Genomic DNA, 25,079 nt, shown 5'->3' on the forward strand with positions numbered 1-25,079 from the left:
TAAAAAAAGCGGGAATGAAACTGCCCCATTGAAAATGGACAGTTCAAATTTCCGCTTTTTATTTGTTTTAATCTTTGAAGTAATCTAAAACAGAAGAAATAGCGATAAGTTGTTTTTCACAACCACGTTCTTTCATTTCTACTTGACCATCCACAATCGCTTTACCAACGGTAATTTGCGTTGGGATACCAATTAAATCCATATCCTTAAACTTAACCCCGGGTCTTTCATCACGATCATCTAATAAGACATCGATGCCGGCTTTTCGCAATGTTTCATATAGTTCATTCGCTACTTGGACTTGCCGGGTACTCTTCATTGAAATAATGGTGATGGAACAACGGTATGGAGCTAAATTCTTAGGCCAATTAATTCCATTTTCATCGAGGTTTTGTTCAGCAAGGGCAGCCATCACTCTTGCCGGACCGATTCCATAACAACCCATCCATACATAGTCCAATTGATTATTCGCATTCAAATATTGCAAATCCATTGCCTTGGAATACTTTGTACCAAGCTTAAAGGTATTACCGACTTCAATTCCTTTTTCAAAGTGAATGTTTCCTTGACCCATAGGACAAGCATCACCTTCTTGAAGTTGACGAAAATCACCATATTTACTGACTTCAAAATCACTTGGATTGACATGGATATAATGATACCCATCTTCGTTAGCTCCAAGCACAAAGTTTCTCAATAATTCAACTTCCTGATCTGCCAATATCTTAGCTTTTAAACCAATAGGACCTAAAGAACCGACAGGGCAGTGGAATAGTTGTTTGACCTTGTCTTCTGGTGCAAGCTCTAAAGATAGACAACCTAAAGCCATTTGTACCTTTGTTTCATTGACTTCACGATCCCCCCGAACTAAAACCACCACCAATTCACCATCAGCTTCATAGCATAACGTTTTCACTGTTCTTTTGGCATCTATTTTTAAGAAATGAACAACTTCTTCAATACTATGTTGCCCAAGTGTTTCTACTTTTTCAATGCTCTTCTTTTCTTCAGAAGAATTAAAGTCTTCCGGCAAACAAGCAGCAACTTCTAAATTGGCTGCATAAGATCCATCTTCATTTAAAGCTAAAATATCTTCCCCAATTGGACTAAGTGCTTGGAATTCTTCTGATAATAAACCACCCATAACACCTGTATTAGCTTTCACAATCACATAATTCAATCCCAAACGATTAAAGATATTCTTATACGCTTGAAATTGCTTGTTATAACTGATGTCCATACTAGCTTCATCCACATCAAAAGAGTAAGCATCTTTCATTTGGAATTCACGCACACGAATTAAACCATATCGAGGTCTAGGCTCATCACGGAATTTTGTTTGGATTTGATAAATAGAAAAGGGCATATCTTTATATGAACGAATTTTTAATTTCGCCGCATGCGCAAACAATTCTTCATGTGTTGGTCCTAAAACATAATTTTGCTTTTTACGATCCTTCAAAGAAAACATCGAGGAACCAAAGCCATCTCTTCTTCCCGAAGCAATATAAACCTCTTCTGGAATTAAAGCCGGCATCAATAATTCTTGACAACCAATGGCTGCCATTTCTTCTCGAATAATCTCTTTGATTTTATTAAAGACCTTTAAACCCATTGGTAAAATCATATAAACTCCAGTTGAGCTCTTCCTAATCATACCGGCTCGTACTAATAAATTGGAACTTTGGGAATCTTCGTCTTTCGCATTTTCTCTTAATGTAAAAAAGTAACTATTTTTTAAGCGCATATTTCACCTCTAATAGCCCATATTATAACAATAAAATAAGCATTGAAAAAGGCTTTAGAATGGGATATAATCGTTTTAATTTAAGGAGGCTCTCATGGCTAAATATTACACGGAACCATCCCACACCTTTAGTGAATATTTATTGATTCCAGGTTATACGGGAAAGGAGAATATTCCTAACAATGTCAGTCTTAAAACACCTTTAGTGCGTTATAAAAAAGGAGAAGAATGTTCATTGAATTTGAACATTCCAATGGTTTCAGCAGTCATGCAGTCGGTCAGTGATGATTGTTTAGCGATTGCCCTTGCTAAAGAAGGTGGTATTTCCTTCATTTTTGGTTCCCAATCCATCGCTTCCCAAGTGGCTATGGTTGAACGGGTTAAGAATTATAAAGCCGGTTTTGTGGTATCCGATGCGAATTTAACACCAAAGTCCACATTAAAGGAATTGTTGGTGCTTTTAGAAGAAACAGGTCATAGTACAATGCCGGTTACAGAAGATGGTACAAGCCATGGTAAACTCGTTGGTTTAGTGACTAGTCGTGATTATCGTTTATCTAGGATGGATGGATCAACACGCGTTGAAAACTTTATGACACCATTTGATAAGTTGGTGGTAGCGAAGAAGAATACAACTTTGTCCGAAGCTAATGATATTATTTGGGATCATAAATTAAATACCTTACCAATTGTCGATGAAAATCAATGCTTGTGTTATTTAGTCTTTCGGAAAGACTATGATTCTCATAAAGAAAATCCAGAAGAATTATTGGATGAAGAAAAGCGCTTATTAGTTGGAGCCGGTATTAATTCTCGTGATTATCAAGAAAGAGTACCTGCCTTAGTAAAAGCAGGGGTAGATGTATTAGTGATTGATTCTTCGGAAGGTTATTCTATCTGGCAAAGTGAAACGATTGCATGGATTAAGAAGGAATATGGTCATCAAGTCTATGTTGGAGCCGGTAATGTGGTTGATGGAGAAGGTTTCCGTTATTTAGCTGATGCTGGTGCTGACTTTGTGAAAATTGGCATTGGCGGTGGATCGATTTGTATCACACGTGAAACCAAAGGCATTGGTCGTGGTCAAGCGACAGCGGTTATTGAGGTAGCGAAAGCACGTGATGCTTACTTTGAAGAAAAAGGAATTTACGTACCAATTTGTTCGGATGGTGGTATTGTCTATGATTACCATATGACTTTAGCCCTAGCGATGGGGGCTGACTTTGTCATGCTAGGTCGTTACTTCTCCCGCTTTGAAGAAGCACCCGGACAAAAACTTGTTGTGAATGGGAACACAGTAAAAGAGTATTGGGGAGAAGGTTCTGCTCGTGCGCGTAACTGGGGGCGTTATGATTTAGGACAAGGAAAGAAGCTATCCTTTGAAGAAGGAGTGGATTCTTATGTACCATACGCCGGCTTATTAAAAGATAACGTAAACATGACAACGTTGAAAATAAAATCAACCATGTGTAATTGTGGCGCCTTAACCATTCCAGAATTACAAGAAAAAGCTAAAATTACCTTAGTTTCTTCCACTTCGATTGTTGAAGGAGGTGCCCACGATGTGCAGGTTAAAAATAGTGATAATTCTTATAAGTGAAAAGACTAGCCGGCTAGTCTTTTTAATTAGAGTGAATCCGTTTCTTATGATAAAATAGTAACAGGAGTTTTATAAATATGAGCCGTAGTGAACAAAGAGAAAAAGCTGTTTTATCCTTGTATGCGTATTTAAGTTTATCAAGAGATATTCATGGCATTATGGAAGATACGTTTGGTTCTTTGGATAAGGTAGATCCTTATTTTATTCGTGTTGTTGAAAATGCCCAGACGCATATGGAGGAGTATAAAATCTATCTTAATCGTGTTTTAAAAAAGTGGAGCTATGATCGTTTAGGTACCATTGAGAAAGCAATATTATTAGTCGGATGTGCTGAATTTGCCTTAAAAGAAGTGGCGGCAGCCATCATTATCGATGAGGCGGTTGAGCTGGCGAAAACCTATGGAGAAGCCGATAGTTATCGTCTGGTGAATAACGTATTAGATGTGATATGAGTGAGAATATTCATTCCGTCAGTGCGGTTTCCAAACGAATTAAAGCTCTTTTGGAAAGGGATGTTGCCTTACATAACTTTTTGATGGAAGGGGAAATATCCAATTTTCGGGCTTCAAAACATTGGTACTTTAGTTTAAAAGATGAACAGGCTTCTATCAATTGTGCTATTTGGAATTCAACGATTAGCCATATTAACTTTGTTCCTAAAAATGGTGATAAAGTGGTAGTAAAATGTAGCCTTGGAGTTTATGTGCCAAGTACTTCTATTACATTAACGATTACCGCCATGCGCAAACAAGGCATTGGTGATTTGATGCTGCAGCTAGAAGCTTTAAAAAAGAAATTAAGTGGGGAAGGCTTATTCAATCCGGAACATAAAAAACCACTTCCGAAATACCCCTTGGAAATTGGTATTATCACCGGAAAAGATACCGCCGGAAAAGCGGATATGGTTCGTACTTTAAATCTTCGTTGGTCAATGGCAAAACAGTTTTTTTATGAATGTCCCGTACAAAGTCAAAGTTCAATTCCTTTGATAGTAGAAGCCATTAAAAAGGCAGATCAGTCTAAGCATGATGTTCTAATTCTAGCAAGAGGAGGTGGTTCCTTTGAAGATTTATTTATCTTTAATGATGAACAACTAGTGCGTACTGTTTATGAAACGAAGACAGCGATTGTGACAGGTATTGGTCATGAAACCGATACAACCTTAGTGGATTATGTGGCCGACCTTAGAGCCAATACACCGACTGGGGCGGCGGAAGCGGTTACCCCCAATCAAGCTGAGATACACCAATCCTTAAGACATGTTTCTATGCGTTTGATACAAAGAATGCTAGCGTGTTTATCACTTATCCAAGAGAATTTAAACCATTTGAACAAGAATACCTATTTTCAAAATCCGGAGCTTTTAACAAGAGATAAAAGCTATCAATTGGATCAATACCTATTGCGCTTATCGAAACAAAAGGAAACCTTATTGGAAATAAGAAATCAATACAAACAATTGACACATCGCTTTGAGGCCTCTTTATTGCAACAATCTCGTTTCTATCAAAATCAAATTCAAGATTACCAAAATCGCATAAAACAAAATATTCAAGAACAAAGTTTGGAAAATAACCACAATCTAAAACAAAGAAAAGAAGAACTTAACAAAGCGATAAATCACTATTCTGCAATTCAAAATAAAGAGTATAGTCATCTCATTCAGCTATTAGATGCTTATTCACCCTTAAAGATTTTAGACCGTGGTTATTCAGTTGCCTTGAAAGAAGAAAGGGTAGTGCGTTCCATCCATGCTATAGAAGTTGGTGATAAGATTAAATTACGCTTTAGTGATGGTTTTATACAAACGCAGGTACAAACAAAGGAGAAAACATGGAAGAATTAAAATTTGAAGACGCAATGAAGCGCTTGGAAAAAATTGTAAAACAACTGGAGAGCAATGAAGCCCCATTGGAAGAAACAATTTCTTTATTTGAAGAAGGATTGAGTTTAGCCAAACAATGTGATCAACAATTGAAGAAGTTTGAAAAAAAAGTAACTGATATTGTAAAAGAAAATAAGGTGGACAGCGAATGAACTTCGAAAACTATCTTAAGGAAAGTTTGACTTTGTATGAAGATAGTCGATTAAAGGAAGCGATGGAATACGCATTGTTGGCAGGTGGAAAACGCATTCGTCCACAACTTATCTTTCATACTTTAAAAGCTTTTAATCGAAAAGAGGAGCTTGGTTGTGCTTATGCTTGTGCTTTGGAATACATTCATACCTATTCTTTAATTCATGATGATTTACCGGCTATGGATAACGATGTCTTAAGAAGAGGGAAAGCAACCGTTCATGTGGTCTATGGCGAAGATATAGCCATTTTAGCAGGGGATGCTTTACTAACCGAAGCTTTCTTTCAGTTAACAAGAAATTCTTTATCGGATAAACAAAATTTAAAAGCATTAGAAATCTTAAGCACACACGCCGGAGCGAACGGTATGGTTTTAGGGCAAGTCATGGATATGCGACCCGATCAATTGAATAATCGAGTCAATATTGAAACTATGTTGGAAAAAAAGACTGGTCGTTTATTAGAGGCCGCTTTGGCATTAGGAGCCATTGCTGCTAACCAATTCGAAAATCTAAAGATTTTTCAAGAGGCAGGTAAATGGATTGGTTTAGCTTTCCAAATTCAGGATGATCTATTCGATATTGAAAAAACAGCGGAAGAATTAGGTAAATCCAATTCAGATGAAGAAAATGATAAGCAAACTTTATTAAAATTGATTGGTCCAGCTTCAGCAAAAGAACTGGAAAAAACATATTACTATCGGGGGATAGAATGTTTGAAGTCCATTCCTAACTTGAATTCATCCATCTTAATGGAATATATTCAATCCATTCAAAAGCGCCAGTACTAGGAGAAATGTTATGAAGTTAGAGGGTATTAAAGATCCGTCATTCTTAAAAGATGCATCCATATCAGAATTAAACGAATTATCCAGTGATATTCGTCATTTTCTCGTGGATTCTCTTTCTAAAACAGGGGGTCATTTAGCGAGTAATTTAGGTGTAGTAGAGTTAAGCGTTGCTTTGCACAAAGTCTTTGATAGCCCTAAAGATAAAATTATATTTGATGTCGGTCATCAATCTTATGTTCACAAAATCTTAACCGGCAGAGGCAAAGATTTTTTAAGTCTCCGAAAGCACAAAGGTCTATCGGGCTTTCCAAAAAGAAAAGAGTCTATTCATGATGTTTGGGAATCCGGTCATTCTTCTACTTCCTTAAGCGCCGCTTTAGGTATGGCAATCGCAAGAGATATGAATCATGATGATTACCAGGTTATTGCTGTGATTGGTGACGCTGCGATTTCCTCGGGCATGGCTTTAGAAGCTTTGAATGAAATTGGTGAAGAGAAGCGGAAAATGATTGTTATCTTAAATGATAATGAAATGTCCATCTCAAAGAATGTAGGTGCTGTGAATTCTTCTCTAGCAAAGATGCGTACCTCAAAAGCCTATGGTGTTTTAAAATCTTCTATTAAAAATTCCATTCCCAAGAATAAAATTGGTAAATCACTTTATCATTCTTTAGCAGAAATCAAAAATAAAGTTCGTACCGGTTTAACAGATGGGGGTATTTTTGAAGAATTTGGTATTGATTACTTAGGTCCTGTTAATGGTCATCGCTATCGCGACTTATTACCAGCCTTAGAAATGGCAAAGAATCATCATGGTCCAATTGTCATCCATGTGCTAACGAAAAAAGGAAAGGGATACGAACCATGTGAAAATGATGAATCAGGGGCTTGGCATGGTGTAGGACCTTTTAATGCGCAAACAGGGGATTTTTTAAATAAAACAACCAAGGGTACTATTTCTAATGCTAACGTAGTTACGAATGCTTTAATTGAACTAGCAGAAAGAGATAAGGATATTGTTTGTATCTCACCCGCCATGGTGCATGGTTCATCCTTAGGATCTTTTTATGCAAAGTATCCAAAACGTTCGTTTGATACGGGGATTGCTGAAGAACATGCTGCTACTTTTGCGGCCGGTTTAGCTCTGAGTGGTAAAAAGCCATTCTTATGTATTTATTCTTCTTTCTTACAAAGAGCTTATGATCAAGTTCATCATGACATCGCAAGACAGGATGCTCGTGTGGTCATTGGTGTGGATCATGCCGGTTTGGTTGGTGGAGATGGTGAAACCCATCAAGGTATTTATGATGTGGCTTTCTTAAGAACCATTCCCAATATAATGATTACCCATGGAAAAGATGCCATTGAAACAAGGAATTTACTGTATACTGCTTTTCATCAGAACCATCCGTTTGTGATAAGATATCCAAAATCTTTGCAGTCAGATGAAGTGGAAGATATGAAAGCGATTGAAATCGGTTCTTGGGAAGTGATTTATGAACCAAAAAAAGTGATTGGAACCATCATTACTTATGGTGACGATGTCTATCGCTTTAAAGAAACCATCATCGCTAATCTTTTACCATATCGTTTGATCAATGCTCGTTTTCTTAATCCAATTGACATAAAAAAGATGGATCAACTGATTCAAGAACAATTACCTATTTATAGCTATGAATCGGATGTGAAAGAAGGGGGACTTAGTTCGGCAATTTTATCGTATTTAAATGAAAAAAATTCCAAACAAATATTGAGGAGATTTGGTCTTCCTAGTGAATATATAGAGCAGGGGGATCCCCAACAAATCAAGCGTGAATTAGGATTGGATATTCCTAGTGTTATTGAAACTATTTTAAAAGGAAATAGGTAGCCTATGTTAGAACATCTCTATATTCAAAACTTTATTTTAATTGACCGATTGGAGCTGGATTTTCCAATGGGTTTTTCAGCCATCACAGGTGAAACAGGAGCGGGTAAATCTATTTTCTTGGATGCATTGTCTTTATTACAAGGGCAAAAAGCTTCAAGCACTATGGTTTCCAAAGATAAAGCCATTATTGAAGCAAGCTTCTCCTTAGATTCAAAGAGTCCTATCGCTTCTTTTTTACAGGAAAATGGTTTTGATATAGAAGAAGATAGCTTCACCATTACCCGCGAAATAGCGGCGAGTGGGAAATCAAGTGCTAGGGTGAACCATCGTGTTGTCCCTTTGTCTTTTTTGCATACTCTTGTTGAAAGCCAACTGGACATTCATGGGCAAAAAGATTCAGCTTATCTTTTGCAAAAAACAAGACATCTTTATTTATTAGATGAATATGGTCGCCTTCACGCACAAAAAAAAGCCGTTAAAGAAGCCTATGAAAACTATAAGCAAGCCTTAAAAGAAAAAGAAGACTTTTTAAATACAAAACTGGGGGAAGAAGAATTAGACTTTTATCAATTCCAACTTCAAGAACTAGAAGAAGCGAATTTACAACAAGGGGAGGAAGAGAAACTAAAACAGCTTGAGAAACAAGCTAAAGAAATGAAGAAATCTGCTCAAGATTATCTTTCTCTATTTGAATATTATGATTCAGAAAGCTCCAATTCCCTTTATCAAACGATGAAACTGGTGGATGTATTAAAAGGGGTGGATGAAAGTCAAGAAAAGATTCATGAAGCTTATGAAACCCTAGTGGATGGTTTGGAAGAAATTCGTGATCAATTAAATCCTGACTTTTTCGATGAGGAAGAAATGAATCAAATAGAAGAACGCTTATTCTTAATTCAGCGTTTTAAGAGAAAGTATGGACCTCGCTTGGAAGATGTGCTTCATTATCAAAAAGACTTGGCTGAAAAATTAGCTAATTATAGTGAGCAAGAATTCCATTTAAAGAAATTGGATGAAAAGATAAATTTTTATTTTAAAGAATATTCTTCTAAAGCGAATCATCTTAGTGAAAAACGTCACCAAATAGCGAAATCCCTAGAGAAAGAAGTGCTTCAACAATTAAAAGATTTGGAGTTACCTTATGCTCAATTTGAAGTGTTATTTAAGGATATGGAAGGCAATTCAACCGGCATTGATGATGTAGAATTTTACGTGTCAATGAATAAGGGGGAAAAGTTATCGTCATTAACGAAAGTCGCAAGTGGTGGAGAATTATCGCGTTTTATGTTAGCACTAAAAATTATCTTTACTAAGTTACAAGGTATTCAAACGATTGTTTTTGATGAAATTGATACAGGGGTATCGGGACATGTCGCAACAGCGATTGGCGAAAAGATGGCTTTATTGTCGAAAGATTGTCAGGTATTTTCTGTTACTCATTTAGCTCAAGTGGCTTCTTTAGCTCATCATCAATTTTTAGTTTCCAAATCCGTTCATCAAGAAAAGACCACAACGAAGGTTCATCTTTTAAATCAAGAAGAAAGAGCGAGTGAACTAGCTTATCTATTCTCTGGTAATCGTAGTGAAAAAGCCATCGAAGCTGCTAAGGAACTATTAGAACATGTCTAGAGTATATTTTCATGTGGATTTAAATGCTTTCTTTGCGAGTGCGGAAGTTCTTCGAGATCCTAGTTTAAAGGGTAAGCCAATCGTTGTATCGGGTCAAACAAAACGTTCGGTTGTAACAACAGCTTCTTATGAAGCAAGAGTCTATGGCGTTCATTCTGCAATGCCCATTGTTTTAGCGAAGAAACTTTGTCCGGAATTAGAAATTGTGGAAGGGCATTATTCGTATTATCGTAATCTATCTAATGAGTTTATGGATATTGTTCATTCCTTTTCTCCTTATGTAGAGAAAGCTTCAATTGATGAATGTTACGTGGACATGACGGAAGCTATTCAAAAATATGAACATCCTTTAGATTTAGCGATTTTATTACAAAAAATGATTTATCAGAAAACCGGGCTAGGTTGTTCGATTGGTATCGGTCCAAATCTTTTTCTAGCGAAGATGGCAAGTGATATGAAAAAACCGATGGGAATAACGGTTTTGCGTATTCGTGATGTAAAGGAAAAGTTGTGGCCTTTAGATGTCAAGGAAATGCGTGGTATTGGCAGAAAGACTTTACCAAAGGTAACAGCATTAGGTATTCAAACTATCGGGGATTTGGCGAATTATAAGCCAATTGAAGACTTAGAAAAAATCTTTAAGAACGGAATACATTCGTTATTAGATAGATGTCATGGCATTGATCACACTGCTTTAGAACCGGATTGGCAAAGAAAATCCCTAGGTGTATCGGAAACCTTGCTGGAAGATGTAACGGATTATGAAGAATTAAGGGGTTTATTACGTTCTTTATCAAAAAAATTACACCATAACTTAGAAAAAGAGAAAAAGGTTGGTAAAGCACTTTCCATTCGTATCACTTATTATAACTTCCGTACAGTTTCCAGATCGTTACCGGTGAAACAGGGGATTTATTTGGAAACAGATATTTTTGAACATGCTTTACGCTTGTTTGATCAGTATTGGGAATATGAAGAACCGGTTCGTCTTTTAGGTATTACAATCACTGATTTTATGGATAAACAACAGTCCACTAAACAACTGAATTTATTTGAAATGGAAAAGAAAGATACTACCCAACAGATGATTGATGAAATCAATCGTCTTACATCTGTTCCTTTATTAAAAAGAGCTGATCAAGCTAAGAAAAAAGAAAAGGGGAAGGAAATGGTATGAAACTAGAACAAGCTTTCAAACAATTTCATCTTCACTTGGAAATTAACCAAGGGAAAAGTCCTAAGACCATTCAATCGTATGAAAATGATTTAAGACAATATATGGCTTATTTAAAAGAAAATCATATTCAAGATAGCAAGCAAGTAACACTTCAACTGGTACAAAGTTTCTTAACGAAACAATCAGCGATAAAATCTCCAAATTCGGTTGTTCATATGGCAACGAGTATTCGTAATTTTCATGAAGATATCGAATTTTCAACGGGAGAAGAAAATCCGGTTTCTCTAATTCAAGCTCATAAAGATGAGCAATATTTACCATCCTTTTTAAGTGTTGAGGAGGTAGAACGCTTACTAAATAGTTTTATGAGATCTGATCCTAGGCAGGATCTTAATCGAACTATCTTAGAGCTAATTTACGCTTGTGGATTACGCATTTCAGAATTATGTTCTTTAACAATAGCGCAAGTGCAATTGGAAACCGGAGTACTTCGTGTACTTGGTAAAGGGAATAAGGAAAGAATTATACCTATTCCTAGTCAAGTAGTGGCTGATTTAGATCATTATTTAAACACAATTCGACCTCTTTGGAACAAGAATAAAACCAATACATTCTTTATCAATCGTCTTGGTAATAAAATCACGCCAAGAAGCATGCAACTTCTTTTAAAGAGAAAAACAGTAGAATGCGGGTTTCAACAGGAAATTACACCACATAGTTTAAGGCATACTTATGCGACACACTTACTACAAGGTGGTGCTGATTTACGTATCATTCAAGAACTTCTGGGTCATTCAAACATCAAGACAACAGAGATTTATACACATGTTCAAAATAAACAATTATTTGATGCTTATCAAAACTTTCATCCTTTATCTAAGAAAAAGTAATCACTAATAAAATCGCATAACATACATTATGCGAAGTTCTGTTAATCTGAAACTTTGACAGTGCTTCGCATATTTAAGTAACTTAAAAACCGGAAAGTACATGACTCCCTGGTTTTATTTTTGAAATTCTAGGATTGGAATGCAACAGTTCTATGTTCATAAAAATAAGAATAATGGTTAGAAGAAACGGATTTACTAATTCCTCCTCTTATTTTAACTAATTTATGTAAACCAAACTCTCCTGAAGCGGAAGCACTAGTAGTTTGTGTAGCGTTCTCATAGAAATCACCATTTATCACATATTCAATTTGATAAGGACTTCTGAGCCACGCTCTTATATCGCCCGAAAATTGTTTCGATGTCCCTTTATAAGATCTTACTAACGTGACATAATACATAGACTTAATACCCCAATATTTTCCCCATTCGCTTGTATAGCAGTAAAAAGCCATGTGAGGATGATATACACCTTTTTTAACGGTCAAACCAACCGTCAATTCTCTAGTTGTATCAGAAGTAGTACTACTTTTTACTATCTGATTAATTTTATAGGCTTCTGGATATAAAGTTATAAATGCTTTTTCATAACTAATTCTTTTTTCACTAGAGAGTTTCCTAGCAGCCTCTTCTTTGGTCATTGGCTCACTTATTGATATGATAATATCATTATTATCGTCAAAATTTTTAGCCTTCTGTTCTTTCGGTTCTAATGCATTAACTTTCAAAAAACCTGAAATAACAAAGGACACAGTAATAAATGTCGAAATTATGTACAAAAAAACACGTTTCATTTTTTCTCCTCCCAAAAGTAAATTAATAATCCTTTAATAAAAATTAAAATTCCTACAATGACTATACAAATAGATAAAATTACGGGTGATACATAATTATTGATATCAATAAAATATATCACAGATAATAAATTAAGAAAATAACGAGTTATCCATAAAATTACTGGTAAAAATAGAATCAATACAATACCAACAATTGAATAAATTGTTGATTTCTTCATAAAAATCTCCTCCCTATAAACAATTAAAGTGTGTTTAAGTAGTTACTTAAACACCGTTCTTATACCGTGAAGGATTGTAAGTAAGCATAATTCCTTCCTCCTTACTAGTGATAAAATGACAACTTTGTTTATCTTATCTATATATTTAAAAAAACTACTATTTTCAATTATAGTCTAACACTTATAATTTATATTACAACTATTATAATTCAATTTTCATTATTTTCTTTATTTTGGTATTTTATTCATCAACTGCTTTATATCTAAGTATCTTTCCATATCACTCTCAGCATCTAAACCAATAATAAGATATTCTTTTTGTTTCTTTTTCAATAGAGTAATCATATTAAAATGATTACCTAACGAACCTGTTTTCATCCCCTTTACTCTTTTATCATAGAATTCTGAATTTGGATTTAAGAAAAGATTGGTGCTAAACCAGACTTGTTCTAACTTGTTTTTATGAGTGACGCTATAAGATTGACTAGATACAATGCTACGAATCCAATCCTTCTTTAATAGCTTTTCACTAACTTTTACTAAATCTTGAATATTCGTCCTAGCATTATAATCATAACCACTAGGATCAGATAAAGAAGTACTTAGAAATTGATTTTTCTTTAAATAATCTTGAAATCCTTTGCGAAAAGCTTCCATTCTTTGATAAATATTCTTGGCATTAGGGTTTAATTTCGCTCCTATTGCGTCTGCCAGTACATAAGAAGCATCATTACCGGATGGTACTAACATACCAGCCACAAGGTCTTGAAAACGGTAGTTCCTTAGTTTCAATTTAGCGATGGATGAACCTCGTTTAACCATTTTCAAAGCCTCTTTACGAACCTGGATAGCATCATTTATTTGAAAGAATTCTTGTGCATAATCTACTACAAATAGCTTAGCTAGACTAGCTGGAACATAGGATTTATAGCTATTTTTACTTATTATTTTCTTACCATCGGTTAAATCCATGACTAAGTAAGACGCAAAGCTACCATTGTTTTCAATGGTATTATTTTCTACAGTAGTGCTTGTAAGTCTTTCAAATAGACTTTGACTATGATAAAGAATAGCCTCCTTTTCACTAATGAAAAATAAACTCCCTGCTACTAGTACTAATAGTAACAATAATTTAAATACTCTTTTTTTATTTACTTTTCTCTTTTTCTTTGCCTTCTTCATACATAAAATCTAACAAAAAAATCCCTAAAAATCGACTGATTTTAGGGAAATTAAGAATTTCTTAAGACTGTCGCTTGTACAAAGGCAACAAGAGCTTTCGCCGCTTCATCAATACCATGGTCTCCTTTGTTTTCTAAACCAAGACAAGTGTAGATTTCACCAACTGGAATATTTTCTTCAAATAGTTTATCAAACATCTTATCAATCAATCGTCTCGTTTCCGTTTGTCTTTGCATTGGTCCAAAAGGATTAGCAAAGAATGTTGTTGATAAGCCTTTTTCTTGTGTTGTTCCTAGAGCAAAGCGTTTGCCTTCAATAAAGACTGTCTCGGCTTCTTCACGTGTTTTAAATAAGCGCATACCTCTTTCATCACTATAATTATTAGCATACAAGAAAACATCAATTGGATGGTCTTGCACAATCACTTCATAAGAAGATGCCGGAATAACAACTCTCGCATTCGCTTTTTCAGGATTAAAGAAAATCGAGCGTTCCATATCTTTATAAGCTGTTCCTTTATCCAAATCATCCAAACGGACAAAAGCACCAATTTCTGTACCTTGTCCATAGGGATGACCATCCTCACCAATATGAATAGTACCCATATCATCAAAGACAATCTCCTGATAATCAATTAAATCCGATGCCATTGTATTCAAAGCTTCCAATGTTTCCGACTTACCGGCCCCAGAATCACCCATAATCATAAGCCCTTTCTTTGTGCCGTCTTTTAGATAAAGATTAACCATAGCCCCATGTATTGGCAAGCTACCACGTGTTATCATCACTAAATTATGCAGTGTCAACATGGATTTCTTCGTATAGCCAAAGTAATCTATCACTAAATCATTAGAACACTTGCCAACCCAAATATCATTTTCTTGATCATGATAGAAAGTAGTATCTTTCTTGCCATCTGGATTACCGAATAAAAGAATAGCGTCCGGCTTTTTGGTCATTGTTTCTTGAGCATTCGCTAGCTCAAATAAGTTTGCACAAGCCACCGCAGAGCCTATAAAATCACGATGAAAATACGCATACACTAGAATTGTTCCAATCTTTGCAGGATAACATAACCATTCCTCGTCTCCTTTGATAAAATCTTTCATCGGATTGACAAATGTTTCTGTAAATACATTCGTTCTTTTATTGTGCTTTGGATGCAATATTAAAGGTGTACGAAGTAAGATTTGTGAGATAAAAGGAATACCTTGTAAAGCCTCATAGCCCTTTATGTTTTGCCAAGGATAATAGCTTAGTAACATGGAGGCATTCGTGCCAGCATGCAATTGCCGATAGACTTTATTCTTTGTTCCTTGGACTTTTTGTTGAATCTCCCGATAGAAATTTAAAACCAGCTTACTTTCTTTTTCATCAGCTTCAATAAAATTCTGAATTTGGAAACCTTCTTCATGATGAGTGTATAAAATTGAATAACGTTCTAAAGAACGCCAAAAGTGATAGCCCTCTTCAATTAAGTCTAATAATAATTTAGGCCGGTGAACGTATTCATCCTGTATTTCATCGACTTCACAAATCAATAATTGCTTTAAAGTTGATTTAATATGTGCCTTGATTAAAGAATGATTGGCTTTACCAAGATAAGCGTATAAATCCATGTGATGTTTCTGAAGATAGGATAAATAGTGATCTAAGAAACAATCAAAAGCCTCGGTTTCAAGCACTTCATGTTTATTTGTAATGTATTTCTTAGAATAATTAAGAATGATTGTATCTTTATGGTAGTAATAAGATTCTTTCATATAGAAACCTCCTGAAGAATTTTATAAAAAAGACTAGAAAGCTAGTCTTTTATGAACATTTCCGGATGTTCTTTATCAATAATGGCTTTATACATTGTTTCAGCACCAACATAGTATTGTAATAACTTTTCTAATTCATTCACCGCTTCTTCTAACTGGTGATAACGCTCCGGTTCAATGCATTCCATAGCAATGAATTCGGTTGTTGTATCATCTGTTACTTCTGTTCGTTGACCATCACGCCAATTCCAACAGCGACAAATCACCCCGGCTTCATCATAATAAGCAATCTCATTTTCTAAAGGTGGTTCTTGCTTATCGGAACCAATTGGTAAGAAGGATTCACCACCTTTCATTCTTCCAACATGAATATCACCAACCACTTTATCTATATCTTCCGCCCCGATTGGCAACGCATATTTTAATGAAATCGCGTTCGTAATATCTACCGTTGGAGCAATCGTACCAACTGGATTATCATGAAGAACACGCTTCAGTAAAGCCTCAATTGAACAGCGGGCTCCTTTTTTCGTTGGAAACTTAGAATAAGCTTCACGCCATACATGCACCACTGGATTTTCAGAAATCACATCACTTGGTAGATATTTCTTTGCCTCTCTATTGGCATGATCCAATAATTCTTTAATTTCTGTGGCGCTTTTTTCATCCAGTTGAATGCTTTCTTTAACATTTTTTACCGCCAATACCGCAATTTTAGCTTCTGGGAAAACTTCCCAAAAATTTGTGTCCGCAATAAACTTCTTCATAATCTTATTCTCCTTTATTAATTCTTTAATTTTTATCTTCGTAAGCAACCATTAAGCCCTGATCGGAAACATAGTAGGAACAAAGTATAGCGGTTGGATGAATCATCACTTCTGCCTTATCACTCACCTTTTCAATCAATTCTTTTAATTCCAAAGCTGCTTCTTCATTATTTGCGTGAGCAATATACACTTTACCGCCCGCAAAGCCAGCGTTAACCATTTCTTCTACAATCTTAAGTATGGAACGCTTTAAGCCTCTTAGTTTGTGTAATAGCTCTAAAGTACCTGTTTCAGAAGCTCGTCCAACAATGCGGACACCTAATAAGCCAGCTAACTTCGCGACAGTTGCTGAAACACGACCATTCCTTGCAAGATTATTTAAATCTTGAATATAGAATAATAAATGCGTATGCTTCATATATGTATTGATATGGTTACAAATTTCCGCAAAAGATAAGTTTTTTAAAATTAACTCTTTTAATTTATCAGCAATTAATATTAATTCAGGACCGGCCGATAAGGAATCAATGACCAGAATATTGGCTTCCGGATGTTCCTCTAGGTACATCTCTTTGGCTTGAATGCAAGCATTATGGCTGCCTGATAAAGCCCCCGTCATCGTAATCGCAAAGATACAATCTGCTCCATCAAAACAAGAAATCCATTCAAAAGTATTCGGACAAGAAGTACTTGTTTTTCCTTTCGTTGTTTTCATAACTTCACGAAAACGATTTAAATTCGCTTTTTCTGTATCAGCGAATTCCCCCTCCGCTGTGATGACCTTCAAGGGGACAGTTTGGTAATCCACACCATCCAAATGAAATAAATTTGAAGATGAATCCGAAACAATCCTATACATCATTATGATTCCTCCAATATCTATTATACGCACATTTGTTTTTAAAATAAAGAAAGGCGTTACTTCGCTTCAATGATGTCGATGGTAAACTCTAAGTCAGGCATACAAGAGCGAAGATCCTCTTCTAAGTTCTTTAATGCTTGTACTCTAGTTTCAACATCCGGAACACCATTACCTTGGACAATGAATAGCGCATTTTTGGTGTTATCATCAAATTTATAGTTTTCGCCATCTCGAACACCCATCCAAGCTAAAATACCCTTTGCATCTTTGTAGACATAATCTGTTTCCGCAACATGCTTTGGAGTGGATGAAATCGGATAGAACTCATCTTCTTTTTGACTTACTGTGAAAACCAATGGCTCTTGAATTTTATCCAAATCATGCCCGCCAATCGCAATAAAAGAATGAAGACTTTCAACATTATAAATATCAACGATGGTATTCACATGAGGCATTGTGCCACGGTGTTGAATATTGCGTACAAAGCTAGGAATAGTCGGGGGATTTTTCTTAATACTACGACCTGCCTTTTGCATCAAAGCAATGTAGCCTTGCACATTTGGATGATTAATAACATCATTGATATCCACTTCTAATGCCCATTTTTCAATTTTTTCTTCTTTCTCAAGAAAGGCTCTTGAAAATGGTGCATTTGGATTAACATTCTTCGCATAAGCAACCACAACAGCGGATACGCCTAACTCTTTCATACTTTGATCAACAATGATGTTCATTTTCTTCTTTTACCTGAAATCCTTTCAATCTCGATGGAATAGACAACTGTTGCCATCTCAGAGCGTTTTGCATAGGCTTGTCCGCTTTCTAAAAAATCAGGGGCATATTTACGCACCAAAGCCATCAATCCTATCATTTTTTCTTCTTTGTTTTCACAAAGCGTTGCCTTGCCGGAAACAATCACTGATTCATATTCGGTCGTGAATTTTTCACCAATGACTTTTGTATGACCAACAACGCATAAACTCACCAAATTATGAAAAGTTAAATTACTAATTTTATGACCGGTTCTCGCCCCATGAATCCAAATTCGATTATTTTCATAAGCATAACTGACCGGAACACCATAGGGATAGCCATCCTCACCAATTGTTGACAGAACAGCGTATTCTCCCTCATTTAATAATGAATAAGCCTCTTCTTTTGAAATTTCTCGATCTTTTCGACGCATTTTTTCAAACATAATTTCATCGAACCTTTCTGATTTTAAGCATTTTTAGTTTTTTGATTTTTGTAGCACACCATCTTTACCCAAATTGTATTTCTTCCCGTTGTACGTAAACCAACCGGTATCCATCTTACCATCTTTACCAAAATGATAGATTTTACCATTGATTTCAGCCCAGCCGGTTTCCATTCTTCCATCTGGGAAGAACCAATATAAATAATTGCCTAACTTCAACCAACCCGTCTCTGCTCTTCCGTCAGTATTGAACCAATAACGGTTGTCATCTATCGTCTTCCAACCAGGTTCTACTTTACCTTCTTTATTCAACCAATAGTTTTCACCATTCACCTTATTCCAACCATTTTTAAGAAGAACACCACTTGATTCAAAATAATACGTCTTTTTATCAATTTGGACATAACCAGTCACAACACGACCTTTTTCATCTAAATAATACTGATACCCATTGTATTGAAGCCAACCTATATCCATCTTACCGTCTTTTGCGAAATGGTATTTATGACCTGAAATTAAAGCCCAGCCGGTTTCCATTCTTCCATCTGGGAAGAACCAATATAAATGAGTACCAATCTTTCGCCATCCTGTTTCGGCATGTCCGTCTGGATTTAACCAATATTTACTGCCTTGAATGGTATTCCAACCATCCTTTTTCATAAAACCGTTTTCGTCAAAATAATAAATTTTATTTTCAATACGATGGAGACCTTTGACTCTATTACCACTCTTATCGAGGTAATATTTCTTACCATCCTTTTCAAACCAACCTGTGTCTAGCTTACCATCTGGTGCAAAGTGGTATTTTTCACCGGCAATAACAGCCCAGCCGGTTTCCATTCTTCCATCTGGGAAGAACCAATAGCGATAGCCATCAATCACTCGCCAGCCTGTTTCAGCTCTTCCATCTTCATTGAACCAATAACGGTTACCATAAAGATTTTTCCAACCACGATTATTGGATATTAAAGTTAAATCTGTTCTTTTCACATAAGCAACCATTTTATTCCAATCGTAGGCACGATCGCTATGATTGTTACGAGAAGTAATAACTTTAGAGCCATCGTGGTAATCGGTGGATTGGATTTTATAATAATCACCGCTGACACCCAATACAGTTACGACATGGTTATTGTAATAAGGACTACGATTATCCATACCATAGCCTGCTTTGTATAGAACATTCGCTTTCGCTTTAGGTTGATGGTACATATTCACATTCTTATTCTTTAACACAGCAAATTGACCATTATTATAATCTACTAAACCGGCATACTTATCAAAAGCATAAGCGACCGAAGCAATCGTTAAACCGTAGGTCGTACTTGAAGCATACTTCATTGTAATACCGGAGCCTTTATTACCAAAGTGTTCACCATGGTACACTGGTTCATTGGTACTAACATAATCTCTTATATTGTCACGGAAGGCCTGATTAATACTTTGTTCAACACTTCTATAGCCACTGGCGTTATTGGGATTAGAATCATAGGCTTTCCAACCAAAAAGGTTATTTTTCTTTCTAGCTATATAGCTAGTTCCATATCCCGATTCCACGCAAGCTTGCGCAAAGATCATCAGAGCATTCAAGCCAAAATGTTCTTGAGCACTCACAAAAGTTTTGCCCATATCCCATAATTTAGAAGACTTATTATAGCCTTGTTTCCCTAAGAAATCATTGTATTTAGAAGCAGGAATTTTAGATTTTGTACGTAAAGGTAAAAATTGATAATAATTATAATAAGTACCCGCTTTTTTCGTTAATTTCGTATCGTAATAATAATCAATATCATTGGCAGAATAGTATCTTATTCCCTCTTTCATCCAAGATGGAGCCAAACCAAAAGGCGCCCAAAAATATTGTTTCCCAACTTGATCAAAAGCCGTAAAATAAATTTCTTTACGACCATTGGTGCTACGAGCACTAAAATAAGGCGTTGTCTTATGAGTGGTTTTTCCATTCACATAAGATAGCGAGCCATTATCCATCCATGCCATGGGTACAAATTCTAAATAATGAATATCTGTGGTTCCTTTAAAACCGCTCATGGTTAAAAGAACATCCCCTCTACCTTTGTTGTAATTCAAGGTATCATGATAAAAAGCCATACGATTGGTACGAGCATAAGTGATGTTTCTGCCATTTTCCGCCATATATAAAGGCACAACAGTGCTACTATCGACATCGGTATACACAAGTCCTGAATTCATCGCCATAATCTTATTACCGGAATCCATACTGGCATGCCTTATCACCGCCTTATCCTTGTCGAGAGTTTTCATTTTCTTTTTTGCGACAACGAAGGACACATGACAACTAAGCTTTTCAAAATAACTTTTTTTATTGGCATCGACTTGTGCTAAAGCAACTTCAAATTCTGAACCGGAACAGTTCATTGGATAAGAAATCCCTACCGCATGAACCTGACTCACATGAATTGGTAATACACCAATAGCACAAAGAATAGCCAAAGAAATACAACTAATTTTTCTTTTAAATCTCACTCTTACTTCCTTTCTTTAAAACTCAACATTTAGTGTCAAAACTTCTTGATTGCTCAAAGTCAAGGAAAGTTGCCCCTTCCCCTTTTTCAAGGTACGTCCCGGATCTAAAGTGATAAAAAATAGAAATCCTTTATGAGCTTTACTTAAATCTTGCCCAACAATATTAGCAATCGTCTTCGTGTTCACATCCGCTCCTTCAGCCATATATTTTTCCTTATCAACGGTTGTCAAAGTCGCAGATACAATCTTTAATTTTGCTTCCTTCACTTCCTTCGCTTTTACTTCCAGTACAAAAACTCTAGCTGTTGAAGGTAGCTTCGCATCACTTCCATCTGCCAATACAGTATCCTTATCAATCTCCTTTAAGCCATGGACTTGAATACGATTTTCTTTCTTGTCTTGCACTTCTTGATTAGGTTTATCCTTATTCTCTTCTTCTTTTGGTTTTGAAGAATCCTCATAATCCGGCTTTGGTACAGCCGGCTTTTGAACTTCTTGAGACTCTGCTTTCTTCTGTTCCGGCTTATTCTTTTCCTTAAAGTAGAAAAGTGCCATTAGAATAGCCGCAAGTGCCACAATCACGATAATGAAAATATAAGATTTTTTCATGTTCGATTCCTCCCATTTAGCTTATTATACAGTATCCATCTAAAAACGGCTAATCAGCACTTAGTTCATAGTCAATACACGCTCGCTTATCTATGTATTCCATCAAAGACTCCTTTAAAGCCATATGTTCCGGATGAACTTGATATTGATTTAATTCATCCATCGATTGAAACACAAAATTAAGACATAAATCATAATTACTTGGATTGGCTTCGGGACTATTTAAATAAACATCTCCTTCATAAATCAAATCCAAATACAATAACTGCTGAGCCTTTATACGAGCCTCTTGAATTCTTTCTTGACTAGTTTCTTCTTTAAATTTAAACAGCACGATATGTTTTAACATTTTAACCTCCTTTTCTATTAATTAGTATATTCACTTCGTCTTTTTCAATCGTTGCGAATTTGGTCTTAAATTCACCAAAAGAATAATGCTTAAAACCACATTTTTCTTGAACACGACCAGATTGGATATTAGAAATAAAATGACCACAGAGAATAAATTCCACTTGACATTCTTTAAATAAATACCGAATTACTTCCTTTAAAGCCTCCGGCATCAATCCCTGTCCCCAATAGGTTTTTGATAGTACAAAACCAAGCTCACAGCCTATTCTATCCATAAATTCAGGAAAACGTTTCTCATCATACTCTTCAATTCCGATAGAACCAATGACTTTATTCTCATATTCTAAGGCAAAAGTCTTTTTATGGGCAATAAACCTTTCCAAAATACGTTGGCTTTCCTCTTTGTTTTTATGAGGCAACCATCCTGCCATTTGACCTACCCCATCCACGGAAGCATACGCATAGAAATCATCTAAATCTTCTTTTCGCCATGCTCGTAATTTTAAACGTTTTGTTTTTAATACCACCTTTGATATGTCCATAGGTACATTCATCGTTTCACCTCCAATTCCTCTTGTATTTGATGATGGATAAAATCAATTCGATTTTCTAATTCCCTTGCTGAAAGACGTTTTGCCCCACTTGCAAAAACTGAATTTTGAATCAAGGCATCAGAACTAGCAACCTCAAAATCAAATTCATGTTGATGTTCATACACGTATTTTTCGATATAAGCATCGGCACTTTGTGATTCCGCTGTATAAATAACACTCATTTTTCCTTTTTGGTACTGATTGCCAAGATTATTCTTAACCCGATAACCATCAAAAACTAAAAATAAAAGTTCTTTTGTATAAGCTTGGTAACTAGAAAGAATTTCAATGAGCTCTTCTCTTTTTAGCATGAAATCATCTTCATTTTGAAATCTTTGCCAAGCAAACAACATATTATATCCATCCACCATCAATACTTTTGGTCGATGTTCAATTTGTTTTGACTTTTCCTTCTTTTCTTGAATTTTTTTAGCCATCACTTTATGTTCATTACGGTTATTGGAATTTGTACGTGCCAAGATACGCTTTAAATCCTCTTCATGAATACAACTTTGTTTATGAACATAAGAAGATAGTGAGCTCTCCTTTTCAAGCTGAATATCCATCTTATCATCCGCTTCATTCCATTCTACGGTATAGCTTGTTCCATGTGCACAGAAAAGCGAAGAACTTGGATTTCTTAAATCAAGATTAGGCTTGTATTTTCTTTCTTGAATGACTTCTTCACTATTATGACAAATAGCATATCCGACCAAGACAAACTCATAGCGACCCAATCCCTTTGTGCTGGATAAAATATCCACTTGATAGTCTGCCATCGTTGAAACCGGTGCTTTCCCACAAACTCGCATCCATTCTTCATTTAAGCTTTCCACCTCTACTTTTGCAAAACGATTTTCTAAATCAAATAATACTTTGGATAAAAAGTTAGAAGGAATGCGAATTTCAAATTGCAAATAAGGTTCTAATAAAACACTCTCTGTTTTCATTAAGGCTTGACGAACAGCTCTTCTCGTTGCTTGACGAAAGTCACCACCCGTTGTGTGCTTTAAAGAACCTTTTCCAGCTAATAAAGTGATTTTCACATCCGTTAAAAGAGAATTCGTTAGTACACCATAAAAGTTCTTTTTTTCTAGTACACTTAGAATGGACTTTTGAAATTGAAGCGATAAAGTATCGGCTGGAATTTTATTCTCAATTTCAATTCCCGAACCTTTCTTTAAAGGGCTTAGTTCCAAATGAACTTCGGCATAATGACGCAAGGGTTCAAAATGGGAAGCCCCTTTTATGGACTTAGAAATGGTTTCTAAATAGACAATTCTACCTTGATCAAAGGATACTTCCACTTGGCATAATTCATCAATTCGCTTGGCTAACACTTCTTTTTGAAGCTTACCCATTAAATGAATTTGGATGTCCTTATTCTCTTCATCCATTTCGATATTTAAACTTGGATCTTCCAAAGACAAACGGTTTAAAGATTCTTTTAAGGCTAATAAATTCGTTCCTTTTGGATACAATAAACGATACGTCATACAAGCTTGTAGACTTGTCAAGCTTTGTTCCATTTCATAACCTAAACCCATACCAACATGGATATTTTCTAAACCCTTTAAAGTCACAAGCATACCAGCTTTCGCACACTCTATAGCGTCATACAAAGCCCCTTGATAAAGCCGAATTTGGTCAATCTTACCATAAGGCTCTAACTTTTCTTTCACATGGACTTCACCACCGGTTATCTTAACATGAGCTAAAAGACGACCATGAGTATCACTTGTTACCTTATAGACAATAGCCCCCAATGTCTCAGGATAGTTTTTCTCAATTGAAAGCTGCGCCAATAAATCCAATAATTCAAGAACACCGTCACCTTTCAAAGCTGAGCCAAACAGAGCCGGAAAAAAAGAACGATTTTGAAATTCTTCTTGGATGATTATTTCATCTAAAGAACCTTGTTTCTCATACGCATTTAAAAGTGCGTCACTGGCTAGGATAAGTTCCTCTTCTTTTTGACTAGATTTCCAATCCAAACAAGACGGACTTAACTCTTTTTGAATAGAAGTGTATATTTCTTCTTTTTTCAGATAAGAAATATCCATTTTATTCACAAAAAGAATGGTTGGAATATGGTGTTTCTTTAAGATATTCCAAATTGTTTTGCTGTGTGGTTGAACACCGTCTTGACCATTGATTAAAACAATCGCCATGTCCAATACCGATAAAGAACGTTCCATTTCACTAGCAAAATCTGTATGCCCCGGGGTATCCATTAAATAGAATGTACAGTCTCGATATGTAAAATACGCTTCTTTACTATAGATTGTAATGCCCCTTTCTCTTTCTTGATGGTCATAATCCAAGAAGGAATTTTTATAATCGACACGTCCTAATTTTTGAATGGTTTTCGTTTGAAAAAGTAAATTTTCAACTAAAGTTGTCTTACCAGCATCCACATGGGCTACTATTCCTAAAACTGTCTTTTTTCGCATAAGT

At 35.6% G+C, this 25,079-nt stretch carries 23 protein-coding genes; 9 read left to right on the forward strand and 14 right to left on the reverse strand.

The window, feature by feature from the left end; translation table 11 throughout:
* Positions 1 to 67 precede the first annotated feature (67 nt).
* The gene (locus K7I92_RS00085) at positions 68 to 1,747 is read right to left on the reverse strand and encodes a proline--tRNA ligase (protein ID WP_203245695.1); all 1,680 of its coding nucleotides are present in this window, start codon (positions 1,745 to 1,747) and stop codon (positions 68 to 70) included.
* A 94-nt stretch (positions 1,748 to 1,841) separates the two neighbouring features.
* Between K7I92_RS00085 and K7I92_RS00090 the strand changes: the two genes are divergently transcribed.
* From K7I92_RS00090 to K7I92_RS00130, 9 genes are all read left to right on the forward strand, one after another.
* The gene (locus K7I92_RS00090; protein ID WP_220281582.1) at positions 1,842 to 3,347 is read left to right on the forward strand and encodes an IMP dehydrogenase; all 1,506 of its coding nucleotides are present in this window, start codon (positions 1,842 to 1,844) and stop codon (positions 3,345 to 3,347) included.
* 77 nt (positions 3,348 to 3,424) lie between these two features.
* Positions 3,425 to 3,799, forward strand: a complete 375-nt coding sequence (locus K7I92_RS00095) for a transcription antitermination protein NusB (protein ID WP_203245693.1) — start codon at positions 3,425 to 3,427, stop codon at positions 3,797 to 3,799.
* On the forward strand, positions 3,796 to 5,193 hold the full coding sequence (gene xseA / locus K7I92_RS00100; RefSeq protein WP_220281583.1) for an exodeoxyribonuclease VII large subunit: 1,398 nt from the start codon (positions 3,796 to 3,798) through the stop codon (positions 5,191 to 5,193). Before K7I92_RS00095 ends, xseA begins: the two co-directional genes overlap by 4 nt.
* Positions 5,181 to 5,384 (forward strand): exodeoxyribonuclease VII small subunit, encoded by a 204-nt coding sequence (gene xseB, locus K7I92_RS00105; RefSeq protein WP_203245691.1) that lies wholly within the window; start codon positions 5,181 to 5,183, stop codon positions 5,382 to 5,384. Before xseA ends, xseB begins: the two co-directional genes overlap by 13 nt.
* Entirely contained in the window at positions 5,381 to 6,214 is an 834-nt protein-coding gene (locus K7I92_RS00110) for a polyprenyl synthetase family protein (protein WP_220281584.1), read from the forward strand. The genes xseB and K7I92_RS00110 overlap by 4 nt, the downstream gene beginning before the upstream one ends.
* Before the next feature lie 10 nt (positions 6,215 to 6,224).
* Positions 6,225 to 8,084 carry a 1-deoxy-D-xylulose-5-phosphate synthase gene (dxs, locus tag K7I92_RS00115; RefSeq protein ID WP_220281585.1) on the forward strand — a complete coding sequence of 620 codons (1,860 nt, stop codon included), beginning with the start codon at positions 6,225 to 6,227 and terminating at the stop codon, positions 8,082 to 8,084.
* Positions 8,085 to 8,087: 3 nt separating this feature from the next.
* Positions 8,088 to 9,713, forward strand: coding sequence for a DNA repair protein RecN (recN, locus tag K7I92_RS00120; RefSeq protein WP_220281586.1), 1,626 nt, complete (start codon positions 8,088 to 8,090; stop codon positions 9,711 to 9,713).
* Entirely contained in the window at positions 9,706 to 10,890 is a 1,185-nt protein-coding gene (locus tag K7I92_RS00125) for a DNA polymerase IV (RefSeq protein ID WP_220281587.1), read from the forward strand. The genes recN and K7I92_RS00125 overlap by 8 nt, the downstream gene beginning before the upstream one ends.
* Complete coding sequence (locus K7I92_RS00130) at positions 10,887 to 11,780, forward strand: tyrosine-type recombinase/integrase (RefSeq protein WP_220281588.1); 894 nt, start codon at positions 10,887 to 10,889, stop codon at positions 11,778 to 11,780. Before K7I92_RS00125 ends, K7I92_RS00130 begins: the two co-directional genes overlap by 4 nt.
* A gap of 128 nt (positions 11,781 to 11,908) precedes the next feature.
* Here K7I92_RS00130 and K7I92_RS00135 read toward each other — a convergent pair whose 3' ends face one another.
* The 13 genes from K7I92_RS00135 to K7I92_RS00195 all read right to left on the reverse strand — a co-directional run bounded on the left by K7I92_RS00135 (position 11,909) and on the right by K7I92_RS00195 (position 25,075).
* Positions 11,909 to 12,571 (reverse strand): hypothetical protein, encoded by a 663-nt coding sequence (locus K7I92_RS00135; RefSeq protein WP_220281589.1) that lies wholly within the window; start codon positions 12,569 to 12,571, stop codon positions 11,909 to 11,911.
* Complete coding sequence (locus tag K7I92_RS00140; RefSeq protein WP_203245684.1) at positions 12,568 to 12,792, reverse strand: hypothetical protein; 225 nt, start codon at positions 12,790 to 12,792, stop codon at positions 12,568 to 12,570. Before K7I92_RS00140 ends, K7I92_RS00135 begins: the two co-directional genes overlap by 4 nt.
* A 228-nt stretch (positions 12,793 to 13,020) precedes the next feature.
* Complete coding sequence (locus tag K7I92_RS00145) at positions 13,021 to 13,974, reverse strand: serine hydrolase (protein ID WP_220281590.1); 954 nt, start codon at positions 13,972 to 13,974, stop codon at positions 13,021 to 13,023.
* 50 nt (positions 13,975 to 14,024) lie between these two features.
* Complete coding sequence (locus tag K7I92_RS00150; protein WP_220281591.1) at positions 14,025 to 15,737, reverse strand: hypothetical protein; 1,713 nt, start codon at positions 15,735 to 15,737, stop codon at positions 14,025 to 14,027.
* 41 nt (positions 15,738 to 15,778) lie between these two features.
* Entirely contained in the window at positions 15,779 to 16,504 is a 726-nt protein-coding gene (locus tag K7I92_RS00155) for a B3/4 domain-containing protein (RefSeq protein ID WP_220281592.1), read from the reverse strand.
* A 25-nt stretch (positions 16,505 to 16,529) separates the two neighbouring features.
* Positions 16,530 to 17,366 (reverse strand): DegV family protein, encoded by an 837-nt coding sequence (locus K7I92_RS00160; RefSeq protein ID WP_220281593.1) that lies wholly within the window; start codon positions 17,364 to 17,366, stop codon positions 16,530 to 16,532.
* A 56-nt stretch (positions 17,367 to 17,422) separates the two neighbouring features.
* The gene (locus K7I92_RS00165) at positions 17,423 to 18,100 is read right to left on the reverse strand and encodes a B3/4 domain-containing protein (RefSeq protein WP_220281594.1); all 678 of its coding nucleotides are present in this window, start codon (positions 18,098 to 18,100) and stop codon (positions 17,423 to 17,425) included.
* Positions 18,097 to 18,564, reverse strand: coding sequence for a pyridoxamine 5'-phosphate oxidase family protein (locus K7I92_RS00170; RefSeq protein ID WP_203245678.1), 468 nt, complete (start codon positions 18,562 to 18,564; stop codon positions 18,097 to 18,099). The genes K7I92_RS00165 and K7I92_RS00170 overlap by 4 nt, the downstream gene beginning before the upstream one ends.
* Before the next feature lie 33 nt (positions 18,565 to 18,597).
* On the reverse strand, positions 18,598 to 21,069 hold the full coding sequence (locus K7I92_RS07590; protein ID WP_220281595.1) for a glucosaminidase domain-containing protein: 2,472 nt from the start codon (positions 21,067 to 21,069) through the stop codon (positions 18,598 to 18,600).
* Positions 21,070 to 21,084: 15 nt separating this feature from the next.
* Positions 21,085 to 21,678, reverse strand: coding sequence for a hypothetical protein (locus K7I92_RS00180; protein ID WP_220281596.1), 594 nt, complete (start codon positions 21,676 to 21,678; stop codon positions 21,085 to 21,087).
* Between the two features lie 49 nt (positions 21,679 to 21,727).
* Positions 21,728 to 22,027: a Dabb family protein gene (locus tag K7I92_RS00185; protein ID WP_220281597.1), complete on the reverse strand. Its 300-nt coding sequence runs from the start codon at positions 22,025 to 22,027 to the stop codon at positions 21,728 to 21,730.
* A gap of 1 nt (position 22,028) precedes the next feature.
* On the reverse strand, positions 22,029 to 22,583 hold the full coding sequence (locus K7I92_RS00190; protein WP_203245674.1) for a GNAT family N-acetyltransferase: 555 nt from the start codon (positions 22,581 to 22,583) through the stop codon (positions 22,029 to 22,031).
* Positions 22,580 to 25,075 carry a translation factor GTPase family protein gene (locus K7I92_RS00195; protein WP_220281598.1) on the reverse strand — a complete coding sequence of 832 codons (2,496 nt, stop codon included), beginning with the start codon at positions 25,073 to 25,075 and terminating at the stop codon, positions 22,580 to 22,582. The genes K7I92_RS00190 and K7I92_RS00195 overlap by 4 nt, the downstream gene beginning before the upstream one ends.
* Positions 25,076 to 25,079 lie beyond the last annotated feature (4 nt).

The organism is Bulleidia sp. zg-1013 (genome assembly GCF_019798045.1).
Taxonomy (GTDB): domain Bacteria; phylum Bacillota_I; class Bacilli_A; order Erysipelotrichales; family Erysipelotrichaceae; genus Bulleidia.

Excerpts from the sequence above, each read along its gene's own strand:
- K7I92_RS00195 (WP_220281598.1), bottom strand. The coding sequence starts at position 25,075 with ATGCGAAAAAAGACAGTTTTAGGAATAGTAGCCCATGTGGATGCTGGT.
- K7I92_RS00085 (WP_203245695.1), bottom strand. The coding sequence starts at position 1,747 with ATGCGCTTAAAAAATAGTTACTTTTTTACATTAAGAGAAAATGCGAAA.
- K7I92_RS00095 (WP_203245693.1), top strand. The coding sequence starts at position 3,425 with ATGAGCCGTAGTGAACAAAGAGAAAAAGCTGTTTTATCCTTGTATGCG.
- K7I92_RS00150 (WP_220281591.1), bottom strand. The coding sequence starts at position 15,737 with ATGAAAGAATCTTATTACTACCATAAAGATACAATCATTCTTAATTAT.
- K7I92_RS00125 (WP_220281587.1), top strand. The coding sequence starts at position 9,706 with ATGTCTAGAGTATATTTTCATGTGGATTTAAATGCTTTCTTTGCGAGT.
- K7I92_RS00155 (WP_220281592.1), bottom strand. The coding sequence starts at position 16,504 with ATGAAGAAGTTTATTGCGGACACAAATTTTTGGGAAGTTTTCCCAGAA.
- K7I92_RS00140 (WP_203245684.1), bottom strand. The coding sequence starts at position 12,792 with ATGAAGAAATCAACAATTTATTCAATTGTTGGTATTGTATTGATTCTA.
- K7I92_RS00145 (WP_220281590.1), bottom strand. The coding sequence starts at position 13,974 with ATGAAGAAGGCAAAGAAAAAGAGAAAAGTAAATAAAAAAAGAGTATTT.
- xseA (WP_220281583.1), top strand. The coding sequence starts at position 3,796 with ATGAGTGAGAATATTCATTCCGTCAGTGCGGTTTCCAAACGAATTAAA.
- recN (WP_220281586.1), top strand. The coding sequence starts at position 8,088 with ATGTTAGAACATCTCTATATTCAAAACTTTATTTTAATTGACCGATTG.
- xseB (WP_203245691.1), top strand. The coding sequence starts at position 5,181 with ATGGAAGAATTAAAATTTGAAGACGCAATGAAGCGCTTGGAAAAAATT.
- K7I92_RS00185 (WP_220281597.1), bottom strand. The coding sequence starts at position 22,027 with ATGTTAAAACATATCGTGCTGTTTAAATTTAAAGAAGAAACTAGTCAA.
- K7I92_RS00090 (WP_220281582.1), top strand. The coding sequence starts at position 1,842 with ATGGCTAAATATTACACGGAACCATCCCACACCTTTAGTGAATATTTA.
- K7I92_RS00130 (WP_220281588.1), top strand. The coding sequence starts at position 10,887 with ATGAAACTAGAACAAGCTTTCAAACAATTTCATCTTCACTTGGAAATT.
- K7I92_RS00190 (WP_203245674.1), bottom strand. The coding sequence starts at position 22,583 with ATGAATGTACCTATGGACATATCAAAGGTGGTATTAAAAACAAAACGT.
- K7I92_RS00180 (WP_220281596.1), bottom strand. The coding sequence starts at position 21,678 with ATGAAAAAATCTTATATTTTCATTATCGTGATTGTGGCACTTGCGGCT.
- K7I92_RS00170 (WP_203245678.1), bottom strand. The coding sequence starts at position 18,564 with ATGTTTGAAAAAATGCGTCGAAAAGATCGAGAAATTTCAAAAGAAGAG.
- dxs (WP_220281585.1), top strand. The coding sequence starts at position 6,225 with ATGAAGTTAGAGGGTATTAAAGATCCGTCATTCTTAAAAGATGCATCC.
- K7I92_RS00160 (WP_220281593.1), bottom strand. The coding sequence starts at position 17,366 with ATGATGTATAGGATTGTTTCGGATTCATCTTCAAATTTATTTCATTTG.
- K7I92_RS00135 (WP_220281589.1), bottom strand. The coding sequence starts at position 12,571 with ATGAAACGTGTTTTTTTGTACATAATTTCGACATTTATTACTGTGTCC.
- K7I92_RS00110 (WP_220281584.1), top strand. The coding sequence starts at position 5,381 with ATGAACTTCGAAAACTATCTTAAGGAAAGTTTGACTTTGTATGAAGAT.
- K7I92_RS00165 (WP_220281594.1), bottom strand. The coding sequence starts at position 18,100 with ATGAACATCATTGTTGATCAAAGTATGAAAGAGTTAGGCGTATCCGCT.